The sequence below is a fragment of the Kribbella sp. NPDC050459 genome, from assembly GCF_040655315.1.
Lineage (GTDB): Bacteria > Actinomycetota > Actinomycetes > Propionibacteriales > Kribbellaceae > Kribbella.
This window is the reverse complement of record NZ_JBFAJQ010000005.1, coordinates 152,864-166,139: the sequence shown is the minus strand read 5'-3', so window position 1 is coordinate 166,139 and position 13,276 is coordinate 152,864. Positions and strand designations below refer to the sequence as shown.

12 protein-coding genes and 1 pseudogene are annotated in these 13,276 nt (G+C 70.0%); 7 read left to right on the top strand and 6 right to left on the bottom strand.

All coding sequences use genetic code 11. The annotated features are described in order from the left end of the window. Nucleotides 1–57: 57 nt before the first annotated feature. Nucleotides 58–1,200, top strand: a complete 1,143-nt coding sequence (locus tag AB0I12_RS19575) for an MFS transporter (RefSeq protein ID WP_359931356.1) — start codon at nt 58–60, stop codon at nt 1,198–1,200. Nucleotides 1,201–1,285: 85 nt separating this feature from the next. On the opposite strand, the gene AB0I12_RS19570 is transcribed toward AB0I12_RS19575, so the two are convergent. Together AB0I12_RS19570 and AB0I12_RS19565 are read right to left on the bottom strand one after the other, a co-directional pair. After that, nucleotides 1,286–2,152, bottom strand: coding sequence for an alpha/beta hydrolase (locus AB0I12_RS19570; protein ID WP_359931353.1), 867 nt, complete (start codon nt 2,150–2,152; stop codon nt 1,286–1,288). A gap of 154 nt (nt 2,153–2,306) precedes the next feature. Further along, on the bottom strand, nt 2,307–3,902 hold the full coding sequence (locus AB0I12_RS19565; RefSeq protein ID WP_359931350.1) for a serine/threonine-protein kinase: 1,596 nt from the start codon (nt 3,900–3,902) through the stop codon (nt 2,307–2,309). A 61-nt stretch (nt 3,903–3,963) separates the two neighbouring features. On the opposite strand from AB0I12_RS19565, the gene AB0I12_RS19560 reads away from it, so the two are divergent. The 5 genes and pseudogenes from AB0I12_RS19560 to AB0I12_RS19540 all read left to right on the top strand — a co-directional run bounded on the left by AB0I12_RS19560 (nt 3,964) and on the right by AB0I12_RS19540 (nt 8,528). Beyond that, the gene (locus AB0I12_RS19560) at nt 3,964–4,524 is read left to right on the top strand and encodes an RNA polymerase sigma factor (protein WP_359931347.1); all 561 of its coding nucleotides are present in this window, start codon (nt 3,964–3,966) and stop codon (nt 4,522–4,524) included. Between the two features lie 46 nt (nt 4,525–4,570). Then, on the top strand, nt 4,571–5,575 hold the full coding sequence (dhaK, locus tag AB0I12_RS19555; protein ID WP_359931344.1) for a dihydroxyacetone kinase subunit DhaK: 1,005 nt from the start codon (nt 4,571–4,573) through the stop codon (nt 5,573–5,575). Between the two features lie 2 nt (nt 5,576–5,577). Beyond that, nucleotides 5,578–6,198: a dihydroxyacetone kinase subunit DhaL gene (gene dhaL / locus AB0I12_RS19550; RefSeq protein WP_359932126.1), complete on the top strand. Its 621-nt coding sequence runs from the start codon at nt 5,578–5,580 to the stop codon at nt 6,196–6,198. Then, a pseudogene (gene dhaM / locus AB0I12_RS19545) lies at nt 6,195–6,575 on the top strand (dihydroxyacetone kinase phosphoryl donor subunit DhaM); the annotation flags it as partial. The gene dhaL and the pseudogene dhaM, both read left to right, overlap by 4 nt. Nucleotides 6,576–6,647: 72 nt before the next feature. Continuing rightward, complete coding sequence (locus AB0I12_RS19540) at nt 6,648–8,528, top strand: HPr family phosphocarrier protein (protein WP_359932123.1); 1,881 nt, start codon at nt 6,648–6,650, stop codon at nt 8,526–8,528. Here AB0I12_RS19540 and AB0I12_RS19535 read toward each other — a convergent pair. Genes AB0I12_RS19535 through AB0I12_RS19525 form a run of 3 tightly spaced genes read right to left on the bottom strand, consistent with a single transcriptional unit; the run spans nt 8,507 to nt 10,447 of the window. After that, nucleotides 8,507–9,157, bottom strand: a complete 651-nt coding sequence (locus tag AB0I12_RS19535; RefSeq protein ID WP_359931341.1) for a hypothetical protein — start codon at nt 9,155–9,157, stop codon at nt 8,507–8,509. The two genes, AB0I12_RS19540 and AB0I12_RS19535, sit on opposite strands and share 22 nt — an antisense overlap. After that, entirely contained in the window at nt 9,154–9,696 is a 543-nt protein-coding gene (locus tag AB0I12_RS19530; RefSeq protein WP_359931338.1) for a GNAT family N-acetyltransferase, read from the bottom strand. Before AB0I12_RS19530 ends, AB0I12_RS19535 begins: the two co-directional genes overlap by 4 nt. Before the next feature lie 46 nt (nt 9,697–9,742). Next, complete coding sequence (locus AB0I12_RS19525) at nt 9,743–10,447, bottom strand: DUF1707 domain-containing protein (protein ID WP_359931335.1); 705 nt, start codon at nt 10,445–10,447, stop codon at nt 9,743–9,745. A gap of 104 nt (nt 10,448–10,551) precedes the next feature. On the opposite strand from AB0I12_RS19525, the gene AB0I12_RS19520 reads away from it, so the two are divergent. Next, nucleotides 10,552–10,707 carry a hypothetical protein gene (locus AB0I12_RS19520; protein ID WP_359931332.1) on the top strand — a complete coding sequence of 52 codons (156 nt, stop codon included), beginning with the start codon at nt 10,552–10,554 and terminating at the stop codon, nt 10,705–10,707. Here the strand turns inward: AB0I12_RS19520 and AB0I12_RS19515 are convergent. Next, on the bottom strand, nt 10,700–13,063 hold the full coding sequence (locus tag AB0I12_RS19515) for a beta-L-arabinofuranosidase domain-containing protein (RefSeq protein ID WP_359931329.1): 2,364 nt from the start codon (nt 13,061–13,063) through the stop codon (nt 10,700–10,702). The genes AB0I12_RS19520 and AB0I12_RS19515 overlap by 8 nt on opposite strands. Between the last annotated feature and the right edge of the window lie 213 nt (nt 13,064–13,276).

Here is a 13,276-nt window from a genome sequence, read left to right as displayed (position 1 = left end):
GCTCACACCGGCACACTTCGATACAACCCGAAGTGTTCCGGTGGAACCGTGGAAGGCATGCTTCTCGCCTTGCTGTGCGTAGGAATCTTCCTGGTCCAGCTCGACGTCACCGTGGTCAACGTGGCGCTGCCGACGATCCGGACCGATCTCGAGACCGGCGCAGCGGGACAGCAGTGGGTCGTGAGCGGCTACATGATCGTGCTGGCGGCGCTGCTGCTCGTCTGTGGCGCATGGGGTGACCGAATCGGCCACCGACGTACCGTGCTGGCTGGGCTGGCCGTCTTCGGCGGGGCCTCGCTGGCCTGCGGTGCAGCGCCCAACATCGAGCTCCTGGTCGCAGCGCGAGCGCTCCAGGGCGTCGGCGCCGCCCTACTGCTGCCTAGCACGCTGGCCGTCATCTCCGATCAGTACGCCGACAGGGCCGCAAAGGCGCGGGCTGTCGGGATCTGGGCGGGCGCGGGCGCATTGGCGCTCGTCGCCGGCCCGCTGTGCGGTGGCGTACTGGTGGGCGGGCTGGGGTGGCGCGCGGTGTTCCTGATCAACCTGCCGATCATCGCGATCGCGCTGCCCGTGGCCTGGAGGACCGTGCCGCGGCACCAGCCGGTCCGGCCGCAGACCAGGCGCCGGCTGCGGATCGGCGCGGACTTCGTCGGCGCCAACATCGTGGCCGGCCTGATGAATCTGGTCGGTCTGGGCACGCTGCTGGCCCTGACGCTGTACCTGCAGGAGTACCTGCATCACGACGCTCTGCGCGCCGGACTGGAGCTGCTCCCGGTTCTGCTGCCGCTGGCGGCGCTGGGGCCGGTGTCGGGTCGAATCACCGGTCGCTTTGGTCCGCGGCTCCCGATGTCGTTCGGCCTGGCACTGGGAGCGATCGGGTCCTGCTGCCTACTCGCCGTAGGTCCCGGCAGCGGCTACACGGCGGTCCTGCCGGTTGAGCTGTGTCTGGGCATCGGCATGGGCTTCCTGACGGCGGCTGTTGTCAACGCAGCGGTCGCTGCACTACCGCCGGAGCGCGCCGGGCTGGCCGGCGGCGTCAACAACACAGCACGCCAAGGCGTTGGTGCGCTGGGCATAGCGCTTTACAGCACTGTCCTTGGCCACTCCGCCGCTTTCACAAGTGGGCTGCATGTCCTGGGCTGGCTGGGCGGCACGTTCTGGGTACTGGGCCTGGGAATCACTTGGCTCACAGTGGAGTAGACCCGAGGGCCGGCCCACACTGCCGGTCCTGTCGTGCATCCGGACGTTCGACCGGCCCGGCGCGATTCCGAGCGACCACTACGGCCTAGCTGCCGACCTCGAGGAACGGTAGTAGCCACGCGAGGGTCTCGTCCGGAGCCTCTTCGGCGAGGAAGTGGCCGGCGTCGACAGGTCCGCCGGTCACGTCGTCCGCCCAGTCGCGCCAGATGTCGAGCGGATCGCCGTACCAACGGCCCACCGCGCCCTCCTGCTCCCACAGGACCAGCGTCGGGCACCTGATGCGACGAACGCCCCGGTCCGCGGCGTCGTGCCCGCAGTCGGTCGTCGCGGCCGCGCGGTACTCCTCACAGATCGCGTGAACGGTCTCGGGCTCGCGGAACTGGCGGACGTACTCCGCACGCACTTCCGGCGGAAACGCGTCGCCGCCCGCCCAGGTGTCCAGGAGGTGGTTGACGAACGCCTCGGGCGCTCCGCCGATCAGGGTCTCCGCGATGGGAGCCGTCATGAACGACCAGACCCAGTACGCGAGCGCGAAGTCCTTGTCGGCGCGGTCGAAGGCGTCTCTGGTCGGTACGACGTCCAGTACGCCGAGCTTGGTCACGACCTCGGGGTGGTCGAGCGCCGTCCGGTACGCGCAGCGGGCGCCGCGGTCGTGGCCGACGAGCGCGAAGTCGCCGTACCCCAGCTCTTTCATCGCCTCGACCTGGTGCCTGCCGAGCTCGCGCATCGACTGGTCACCGGAGGAGGTGCTGTCCCCGAAGCCGCTGAGGTCGGTGGCGACCACGGTGAACTCGCGGGCCAGGGTCGGCGCGACCCGGTGCCACATGACGTGTGTCTCCGGGAAGCCGTGCAGCAGCAGGAGCGGCGGACCGGCACCGCCCCGGCGTCCGTGGATCGTTGCTCCGGACACCGGTACGTCGAACTCGTCGAACTCGTGGAGGCCTTCGATCACACGACAGGACGTACCCAGATCCTTGACGCGTCAGTCGACCGGCCAGATGGTGCGGAAGATCTGGGAGCGCAGGCGGTAGAACCTGCGGCGGGCGGACTGCAGCAGTGCCGGCGACGGCCGGAATCGCTCGGTCGGAAAACGCATGGAGAACTTCCTAGGGGGTGTAACGCACCGAATCTGCGATCTCGGTGGCCCGGTACGGCTCCGATCCAGGCACGACGACCTGGACCAGGAGCGAGCCGCCGTCCCCGTGATCGACGACTCGTTGGAGCAGCACGATATCCGCACCGAAGCAGTTGCCGGAAACCCGGTCCGTGACCGTCTTCCCACCGACCGTGTGCGGGACGGGACTACCGGCGTTGTCGCACTGGTTGCCTTCGGGGACCGCCAGCTTCACGTTCGACACCCCGATGAAGACGCCGGGCGTCCTTCCGGACCAGTCGGCGTCCTGACTCACCCGGAAGGCCGGAGTGCCGTCGGTGCCGCCCGGCGCCGTCCAGACCGACTGGGCCATCGACCGGGCCCAGGTCTCCGGCAGCCGGACCGAGAACTGGTCCTGCGAGACGACGACCATCTTGCGGCCCGAGAGGTACCAGTGTCCCGCGTACCCGGCGCCGCCGCCGAGCAGCAGTGCAAGCATCGCGGCGACAACCCACCGGCCACGTCTGCGCTTCCGCGGGGCCGAGACGACCCCGACGGCGGCGGTCTCGGCCTCCGGGTCGGCGCTGTCCGCCGGGTCGGTGCCCGTGTGCGCTGTCTCCGCCCGGACGCCCTCCGTTGTCACGGAACTCACCGCGGCGACGGTCTCCGCGATCTCCGAGGGGTCGGCGGGCTTCACGATGGTCGGCTGGTTCTCGTCGCTGAGCGCGGTCTTGGCGTCCAGGTCGTCCGACGCGATCGTCACGGTCTCGCGGGTCGCCAGCGGGAAGTCGCGGGTGGTCTCGTCGAGCGCGCCGACGAGCTGCTTGGTGAACGTCTGGACGTCCGGCCAGCGATTCTCCCGGTCCGGGTCGAGCGCGCGGACGATCGCCGCGTCGACCTGTCCCGGCAGCTCGAACCCGAGTGAGCTCGGCGGCGGCGCCACCTTCACCCGGCTGGCGGCGCCCAGCCCGTCGACCTGGTGCGGAGACCGCCCGGTGAGGGCGGCGTACGCGACCGCGCCCAGCGAGTACTGGTCGGCGCGCTGGTCCAGCCGCTCCCCCAGCGCCTGCTCAGGGGCGACGTACGACGGGGTGCCGCCGGGCATCGTGATCCGGGACACCTCGTCGAGGGACTTGCCGAGGCCGAGGTCGGACAGCACCGCCCGCTCGCCGTCGTCGGTGCTGCGGAACAGGACGTTCGCCGGTTTCACGTCGCGGTGCAGCAGGCCGCGCCGGTGCAGCGCCTGCAGGCCGCGGCCGACTTGGACGACCACGTCGACGGCGTCGGCCAGCGGGAGGGGCTCCTTCTTCAGCCGGTCGGCCAGGGTGCCGCGGTCGGCGTACGTGAGCACCAGGAACGGCCGGCCGTCCTCGAGCTCGCCGACGTCGTGGACCTGGACGACGTGCTCGGACTCGACGCGGCGCAGGAACCGGCCCTCCTCGAGGAACCGCCGCCGGACCGAGTCGTCGTGCCCCCAGTTGTCGGCGAGCACCTTGATCGCCACCTCGGCGTCCAGCTGCTCGTCGTGAGCCAGCCACACCGTCGCGAAACCACCCGAGCCAAGGCGTCGGCGCACGACGTAGCGACCGAGTCTGGTTGGGACCCCCATACAGGGCATTATGGGTCATTGGAGTGTCCCTACCGGGGCCGATCGAGAAGCAAAGGCGCAGATGAGCGAGAGCACCAGTCCGACCGACGACCTTGCCACCCTCGCGGAGCAGGCCCAGGCGGGCGACAAGAACGCGATGGACGACCTGCTGCGGCAGGTGTATCCGCGCGTCCTGCGGATCTGCCGCTCCGTCCTGCCGTACTCCGCGGACGCGGAGGACGCCGCCCAGGAGGCGCTGCTGAACATCGCGACCAAGATCGGCACGTACTCCGGCCGCAGCAGCTTCTCGACCTGGGTCCACTCGGTCGCGGCGAACTCCGCCCGCTCGACGTACCGCAAGCTGAAGCGCACCGCCCAGGCCGCGCACAACCCGGAGACCATGGAAAAGCCGGACCCGCGCACCACGAGCGTGATCGCCGGCACCCGCCTGGACCTCCTGGAGGCGCTGGAGACCCTGGAGCGCGACCGACCGCAGATGGTGACCCCGCTGGTACTGCGTGACGTCTACGGGCTGTCGTACGAGGAGATCGCCGCCGAGGTCGGCGCCCCGCTCGGCACCGTCAAGTCCCGCATCCACGACGCCCGCGAGGTCGTCCGCCCCCTCCTGCGCCCCAAGGACTGAAATCGGGGCCTCCCTTTCGGCGGGCTGGTGTGCTCAGATGGGGAACATGAAGAAGCTCATCAACGACCCTGCTGATGTCGTGAGTGAGGCGCTGCGCGGAATGGCGGCAGCGCACCCGGACCGCCTGCGGGTGGACCTGGAGAACCGGATCGTCTACCGCAAGGACGCGCCGAGATCCGGCAAAGTCGGGCTGATCTCCGGCGGCGGGTCGGGGCACGAGCCGATGCACGGCGGGTTCGTCGGGCTCGGGATGCTGGACGCGGCCTGCGCCGGCGAGGTGTTCACGTCCCCGGTCCCGGACCAGATGATGGCCGCGACCAAGGCGGTCGACGCCGGCGCCGGCGTGTTGCACATCGTGAAGAACTACACCGGCGACGTGATGAACTTCGAGATGGCCGCCGAGCTGGCCGCCGCCGACGCCGGCACCGAGGTGCTGTCGGTGGTCACCAACGACGACGTCGCCGTCCAGGACAGCCTGTACACGGCCGGCCGGCGCGGCGTCGGTGTGACCGTGCTGCTGGAGAAGATCGTCGGCGCGGCCGCCGAGGAAGGCCGCCCGCTGCAGGACGTCGCGGACCTCGCCAAGCGCGTCAACGACAACGGCCGCAGCATGGGGATGGCGTTGACGTCGTGCACCGTCCCGGCCGCCGGCAAGCCCACGTTCGACCTGGCCGAGAACGAGATGGAGGTCGGCATCGGCATCCACGGCGAGCCCGGCCGGCAGCGGCTGCCGCTGGCTCCGGCCCGCGAGATCGCCGAACTGCTGGTCGACCCGGTCGTCTCCGACCTGCCCTACCAGCAGGGCGATTCGGTGATCGCGTTCATGAACGGCATGGGCGGCACACCGCTGATCGAGCTGTACCTGATGTACAACGAGGTCGCCCAGCTCCTCGACCGGGCCGGCATCACCGTCGCCCGCTCCCTCGTCGGCAACTACATCACCTCCCTGGAGATGGCCGGCTGCTCGGTGACGCTCCTGAAGGCAGACGACGAACTGGTACGTCTCTGGGACGCCCCGGTGAACACCCCCGGCCTACGCTGGAACGCGTGAGCATGGGAGTCGATTCCTTCGTCAACTGGTTGCGCGACAGTGCGGGGGTGCTGCACGAGAACGCGGCGTATTTGACCGAGCTGGATGCGGCGATCGGGGACGCCGATCACGGGATCAACATGGATCGTGGGTTCACGGCGATCGGGGAGTTGCTGGACGGTACTGAGTTCGGGTCGGCGGACGAGGTGCTGAAGAAGGCCGGGATGACGTTGGTCAGCAAGGTCGGCGGGGCGAGCGGGCCGTTGTACGGGACGTTCTTTCTGCGGTTCGGGACCGCGCTGGCCGGTGCCGACCTGACGCCGGAGACGATCGGCAAGGCGCTGCACGCCGGGGTCGAGGGGGTGCTCGCGCGCGGCAAGCCGGAGCTGGGCGACAAGACCATGTACGACGCCTGGGCGCCGGCGCTGGAGGCGTACGACGGCGCGGTCGCGGGCGGAGCGGATCTCGGTACGGCGTTGACCGCGGCGGCCGAGGCGGCCGCGAAGGGCCGGGACGCGACGATCCCGCTGGTCGCGCGGAAGGGGCGCGCGAGCTACCTGGGTGAACGCAGCGCCGGTCATCAGGACCCGGGCGCGACCAGTACGACGCTGATCTTGGAGTCCGCGGCCCGCACGCTGTCATGATCGGGATCGTGGTGGTGTCGCACAGCCGTGCGCTGGCCGACGCGGCGGTCGGGCTCGCCGCGGAGATGGTTGCCGAGGACAAGCGTCCGGTGATCGCGGTGGCGGCGGGGCTGGATGCGACGACGTTCGGGACCGACGCGATGGCGGTGTCCGAGGCGATCGGCGCTGCCGACAGCGCGGACGGCGTCCTCGTGCTGCTCGATCTGGGCAGCGCGGTGCTGAGCGCGGAGATGGCGCTGGAGTTCGTCGATCCGGAGGTGGCCGCGCGGGTGCGGCTGACGAGCGCTCCGCTGGTCGAGGGCCTGGTCGCCGCGGCGGTCACGGCGTCGACCGGTGCCTCGCTCGACGCTGTCGCGGCCGAGGCGGCGCGCGGTCTGGCCGGCAAACAAGACCACCTCGGCGATGCCCAGGCCGCCCAGGCCACACCGGTTGCCGAGGCCGATCGCACCGTGGAAGTCCTGGTGGGTAACGAGCACGGGCTGCACGCGCGGCCTGCTGCTCGGCTGGTCGGGCTGGTGAACGGGTTCGACGCCGCGGTCACGCTCACCGATCTGGACACCGGCCGTGGACCGGTGGATGCGGGCAGTTTGAGCATGGTCGCGACGCTGAACGCCCAGCAGGGGCACCGGTTGCGGGTCGGCGCGAGCGGTCCCGAGGCCGCCGCGGCGCTGGCCGCGATCGAGCAGCTGGCGAAACAGAACTTCGGCGACGAGCCGGCCGGTTCGGCGAATGTGCCGGTCCCGGCAGCTGTGTCTGCCGGCGGGTCCGGGCTGGATGTGGCGATCGGTCCCGCCGTACTGGCCGGCGACGCGGCGGACCTGGACGGATACGTTGCCGGTGACAACGAGCCCGGACGGCTGGAGGACGCGCTCCGGACCGCGGCCGACGACCTTCAGGTCCTCCGCGACGGCAGCGCGGAACACGGTGGGATCTTCGAGGCGCACCTCGCGCTGCTGACCGATCGCAAGGTGCTCGACGCCGTGCGTACGGCGATCTCGGGCGGCGAGTCCGCGCCGGTGGCCTGGAAGCAGGTGTACGACGAGCTGGCATCCACGTTCGAGGCCCTCGACGACGCGTACCAGCGGGAACGGGCGCAGGACGTCCGCGCGGTGCGGGACCGGGTCCTGCGTGCGCTGACCGGGACCTCGACGGAGGAAGCCCCGGCCGACGGCATCCTCGTCGTACCGGAGCTGGACGCGGCGACCGCGGCCACGCTGGACGCCACCCGGATCGCCGGGATCGCCGTACGGGCAGCGGGTACGACGGGACACGGGGTGATCGTGGCCCGGTCGCGCGGGATCCCGTTGATCACCGGGATCGGGGACGTCGCGGTGCCGGCCGGGACGACGGTCGCGTTCGACGCGCGGACGGGGTCGTTCGAGCTCGCGCCGGACGAGCAGGCCGTACGCGCGACGATCGCGGAGCGGGTGGGCGAGCGACGCCGGGCACTCGAGGAGGCGGACCAGCCGGCAGTCACCCGGGACGGCAGGACGATCGACGTTCTCGTGAACGTAGGTGTCCTGCAGGACGCCGTGGACGTGCGCGGCGCGGACGGTTCCGGGCTGGTGCGGACCGAGGTGCTGTTCGGGGATCGCCGGACCGCGCCGACCGTCGACGAGCAGGCCGAGACGTTCCGGGCGATCGCGCGGGCGCTGGGCGGGAAGCCGATCACGATCCGCACCTGGGACGTCGGCGGCGACAAGCCGCTCCCGTTCCTGCCGCAGGCCGCGGAGGCGAACCCGTTCCTCGGCGAGCGCGGTCTGCGGGTGTTCCGTCATCGCCCCGACCTGCTGCGCGACCAACTCGAAGCGGTGCGGCGCACGGCGGCCGAGACGCCGGTGCACGTGATGTTCCCGATGGTGACGACGGCCGACGAGGTCGACTGGGCGCTGGAGGAACTCGGCCCGCGCGACGGTCTCGAGGTCGGCATCATGGTCGAGGTCCCTGCGGCCGCGCTCCGGGTCGCGACGCTCGCCCGGGATCTCGACTTCGTCAGCATCGGCACCAACGACCTCACGCAGTACACGACCGCGGCCGACCGCACCAACGCCGCGGTCGCCCCGCTCGCCGACGGCCTCGATCCCGCCGTACTCCAGCTGATCGACCATGTCGCCCGCACCGCCGGGGTCCGTGTCGCGGTCTGCGGCGACCTGGCCAGCGACCCCCAGTCCGCCGTACTGCTCGCTGCTCTCGGCGTGACAGAGCTGAGCGCCGTCGGACCCCAGGTGCCGCTGGTCAAAGCCCGGCTACGGCAGGCCGACCTCGGACTGATCGACACTGCCGCTGTGCTGGCGGCTCGGGACGCCGCTCAGGTGCGCGGCTTGCTGTAGTACCGCAACTCGACCAAGTTGAAGCCGGGGGTGCGCTCCGGCTTCGCAGGAAGCGTGTAGGACTCTCCCGGCTCCAGGTAGGTCACGTCAGGGTGCTGCAGATCCAAGTCGACGACCAGGGCCGGGTACGGGCCCGTGTGCCAGGTGTAGGACTCGCCGGCCTCAGGGGTGACGTGCTGGACGCGGACGTCGTCCTCGTCGACGACGACCTTTGTCGGGATCTCGCCGGCCTGCTCGAAGCCTGCCTCGGCGGTGTCGACCCCGAAGTGCGGGTCGCCCGACGCCTCCTCGCCGAGGTCGAGCACCTCGATCAGGCGGTTCAGGTACAGCGCGTCGCCGTCGTTGGTCAGCATGTGCACCGGGGAGACCGGACGGTAGACCGATCCGCCGACCGTCTCGCTCAGGTGCCGTGCCGGGCTGCCGTCCAGCCAGTCCATGTGGCAGGGCGACGTCGACAGGCACAGGACGACGTACGGGTTGTGGTGCAGGTGCCAGCCCTGGGCCTCACCGGGCTGCAGGGACACCTCCCAGACGCGGACGCGTGAGTTCTTCAGCAGCACGCGGGTCCCGATCTCACCGAGAACGACCTCGGTGCCGTCAGGGGCGGTGACAGTAGTACCGGCGGTCATGCCTTCTCCTCAATTGGTCGTTCCATCGCGACACCGGCGAGCAGGGTGCCGTCCGGCATCGGCAGCTGGGCGGACTCCACCTCGGTGAAGCCGAAAGCCTTGTAGAGCGGTACGCCGGGCAGCGTCGACATCAGTGCGAGTCTGGTGAACCCTTCCGCGCGGGCCGCGTCGTTGCAGGCGGTCAGGATCGCCCGGCCGAGCCCACGCCGAGTCCAGTCCGCCCGGACGAACATCGCCCGGATGCGGGCCGGTTCGGTCGCTGGGTCGAGCAGCCGCTCGTCCGCTCCCGCCGTACTCGCATTGAACAGCTTGTTGCGCCGGCTCCACCCGCCACAGGCGACGACCTCACCGTCCGCCTCCAGCACGTAGTAGGTGCCGTCGTCGATCAGTGCCGTATCCAGCGTGGTGATGTGCTCGGCCGCACTGGCTGTCTGCCGCGCGTCGTAGTACGCCGGGAACTGCGTCTCCACCGCGGCCCGCGCCAACTCAGCCACCGCAGGCCCGTCCGCCACCACCGCCAACCGCAACACAGCCTCCACGCCCACAGGCTAGTTCACGACTTCGGGCCACCACGACGAAGATGGGTCACTCGCGGAATCGTCGTCCGCGGTACGTCCAGGCGATCTTCGCGCCGACCAGGAGCAGGAAGAGCAGCACCGTGACGGCGCTCGCGCCGGACGTCAGAGCGTGGCCCAGGATGATCGCGCTCACGACGACCACGGGCAGCGCGATCCAGAGGATCGTCGCCCAGTTGGGAGGCTGCGTCCCCGGGGGAGGCTGGTACGGCGCGGCCAGCGTGGGCAGCGGCAGGCCCTCGAAGACCGGGTCCAGGTCCGACCGGATCCGCGCGGCGTACAGCAGATCCGTCCGCCGGTCGAGCTCCGCCTGGTCGATCCGGCCGGCGGCGAACTGGTCCGCCAAAGCGGTCGTGCACACGGACCGGTCGTCGTCGGACAGCCGTAGCTTCTGCAGCGGAGTCCCCGGCGGCTGCGGCGGCCGGACGACCTGGACGGCCATCGAGCCGAACACCTTGGCCATGGTCTTGAGCGGCGACTCGACCAGGTCCTCCATGAGCTTCAGCCGGCCGGCTCCGGCCTTGGTCAGCTCGTAGTCCGGCGGGCCGGAGTCCTGCGGGCGCTTGGCGACGAACGTGCCCGTGATCAGGTCGTTCAGCGCGGCCTGCACCCGCCCGTCGCTCGCGCCGGTACGGCGGACCAGCTCCGCGCGGCTCAACGGCGCGAACCGCAGGTGCTCCAGAAGCGCGTGCTCCAGCGCCGGGTCGTTCTCCACAGATTCCCCCTCGACTGCCCCGCCTCATTGTCGCAGGCACACGCGGTCATCGAACCCACACGGAAAGCTGCAGGAAGCTGCAATCTCGCGCATGTGAACCGCTGGTGACGAGCCGCGGCGCACGCGTTGAGTACCTGACCGGGGACGGCCCGAACCTGAAGCCGCTCAAGTCCGCCCCCGGCACCTGGTACGTCCACGACACATCGACCTACGGACCGGGTGTGGTCACGCTGTACGTCGACGCCGCACCGGCTAGGTAAACAGGAGCTGGAGCAAGCCTCCGGAATACGTCGGACGCAGTACGGCCTCCACCCGGACGTACTGCGTCCGCACCGGCGTGAACGCGGTCGTGTTGAGCCGGTCCACCGCCACGTCGTACGGCGTGGAGTTCTGGACCGGCAGCCACGTCTCCCCGTCCAGCCACAGCACCCGCCACGACTGCGGCACGCGGCACTGGCCGGAGCCGGTGTCGTCGAACCAGTACGCCGACGCCTGGGACAGCTCTCGGACCGAGCGCAGGTCGTACTCGATCCACTCCGTCGTACCGCGCCGGTCCCACCAGGTGAAGCGCGGGATCGACGTGTCCGCGGAGGATTGCGGCGTACGGCCGGAGTCCGGTGCCTCGAGCGAGTCACCGTCGTTCACGTGCGACGCCGTGATCCTGGTGCGATAGCTCCACTCCTTGCCGTCAGGGGCGACCTGCGGGAAAGACGTGACCCGCAGACAGGCCGCACCCATCGGGATGAGGGTCACGGTCTCCACAGGCTCGTCCGACCGGGCCGGACTCGGTTGCAGCAGTCCGACGACGTCCTCGGTGTCTGTCTCCCACTGCGGGATCCGCCGGGCCTGTGTGGTCAGCGCAAGCGGCACACCGTCTGTCGTGAAGGGGTTCTCGCCCGCCTGCCGCCGTACGACGTCGAAGGACGCGCCCGCGACCAGCCCGTAGTTCCACGGCGACTCCGGATAGACCGAGAGCTCCGGCCACTCGTCGGTGCCGCCGATGCGTTCGTAGCGTTCCTCGATCTGCAGCGAGTAGGTCAGCGGACCACGGTCGACGGATACCGAGTGCTGGTTGTCCTCCCACACCCGTGTGGTGGTGCGCATCGGCAGGGTGAGCTCGACACGATCGCCGGCCTGCCAGGTGCGGTCGACCTTCATCCAGTCGCCGGACGTGCGTACCGGCTGCCCGTTGACCTTCACGGTGGCGTCAGCTGTCCAGCCAGGACGCCTTAGATAGAAGGGGAATCGGACCGGTCGCGCAGTCTGCACAGTGAACGTGATGGTGTCCGAGAACGGATACTCCGTGTCCTGTACGACGGTAACCGTCTCGCCCGCGCCGACTCCGACCGTCGCGGTCACCTTGCTGGCGGCGTACATCGACGCAGCCAGGCCGTTGTCCGTCGTGGCCAGCCACAGCTCCTGCACGTAGTACGGCCAGCCCATGCCGTAGTTGTGCGGGCAGCAACGGTACTGATGGACGCCGTACTTGTACGCCTGCATGGCGAACGGGTTCTCGAACTGCCCGTGCTTGCGCCCGTCGTCGAGCTGCACGCTGTTCGCGCAGGTGATGTAGTGCATCACCTGCTGCCGCGGATCGTACGACGCTGTCAGCGAGTTGAACGCCAGCTCCTCGCACCTGTCCGTCCAGGCGATGTCACCGGTGAAGCGAGTGAGCATCTCGCAGCTGTGCATCAGCTCGACGATCCCGCACGTCTCGAAGCCCTGTCGCGGGTCGACGAACCCGGGCCGCGAGTTCTCGTCGCCGGCGAAGCCACCGCCCGGGAACTGGCCGTACATCCCCATCACGGTCGAGTAGTTCCGGTACGTCGCTGCTCGGTGCTCGGCCTCACCGGACAGCAGCCAGTACTGCAACGGCTCCCGGAACCCCTGTGCCAGGTTGACGTTGTGCCAGGTGGGGATGCCACCGACGTAGTCCGCCGACCCGCTGTGCATCTTCGTCACCAGGTCGAGCAGCCACGGCTCCCCGGTGCGGTTGTAGAGCCAGTACGCGCTGTCGATGTTGTCGCCCCAGCGGAACGCGCCCCACGAGCGGTTGAACACCTCCGCCGGCTGCGTGTTCTGGAACCCCAGGTACTTCGTCATGAACGGAATGACCCGCTCGTCGCCGGAGTACTCGTACCAGGACCGGAACGCGGCCAGCAGCGGCATGCCCGGCCAGAAGTCCGGCCCGTTCTCCAGCGAGGTCCGCAGCCGCTCCGGACCGAACCAGCCGTCGGGCGCCTGGGTGGCGAGGATGCCGTCCATCCATCGCTGCATCCTGGTCAGTACGCCGGTGTCGCCGGTGACGTACCCGAGGTCGCCGAAGCCGCGCAGCCAGTACGGCAGCTCCTCCCACGCGCTCTGCGCCGGGTCGACCCAGCCGTTGCCTTCGTACACCAAGAAGTCCGAGATCTCGTCGTACCGGCCGCAGAGGCCGTTGACCTGCAGGTCGAGCTGCTGCGCGAGCCAGCCGCGCGCCTCGATCGCGCCGGGCGGGAGCTTCTGGAACGGGACCGGCCGGAGCGGGGCGCGCTGCGGGACGTAGTGCCCGCCGCGGCCGGCCGGCGGCCCGGACGGATGCGCGGCCTCGGCCGGGGCCGGATCGACGGCGGTCATGACAGCCGCCGCGGCGAGGGAAACACCAAGGAAGTCACGTCGGGGCATTCCTTCGGGAGTGGGTTCGGGCATGGGTGTGCCTTTCGGGTGACGGGGGCGGACATCACACCGACGGAAAGGCCGCACACGTTTTCCGTCGTTGACAACGTAGGACTGCAGATCGCGCCGGTCAAGATCAAAGCGCAGGTCAGCAGGGTTGTCCGCGGGATCCTG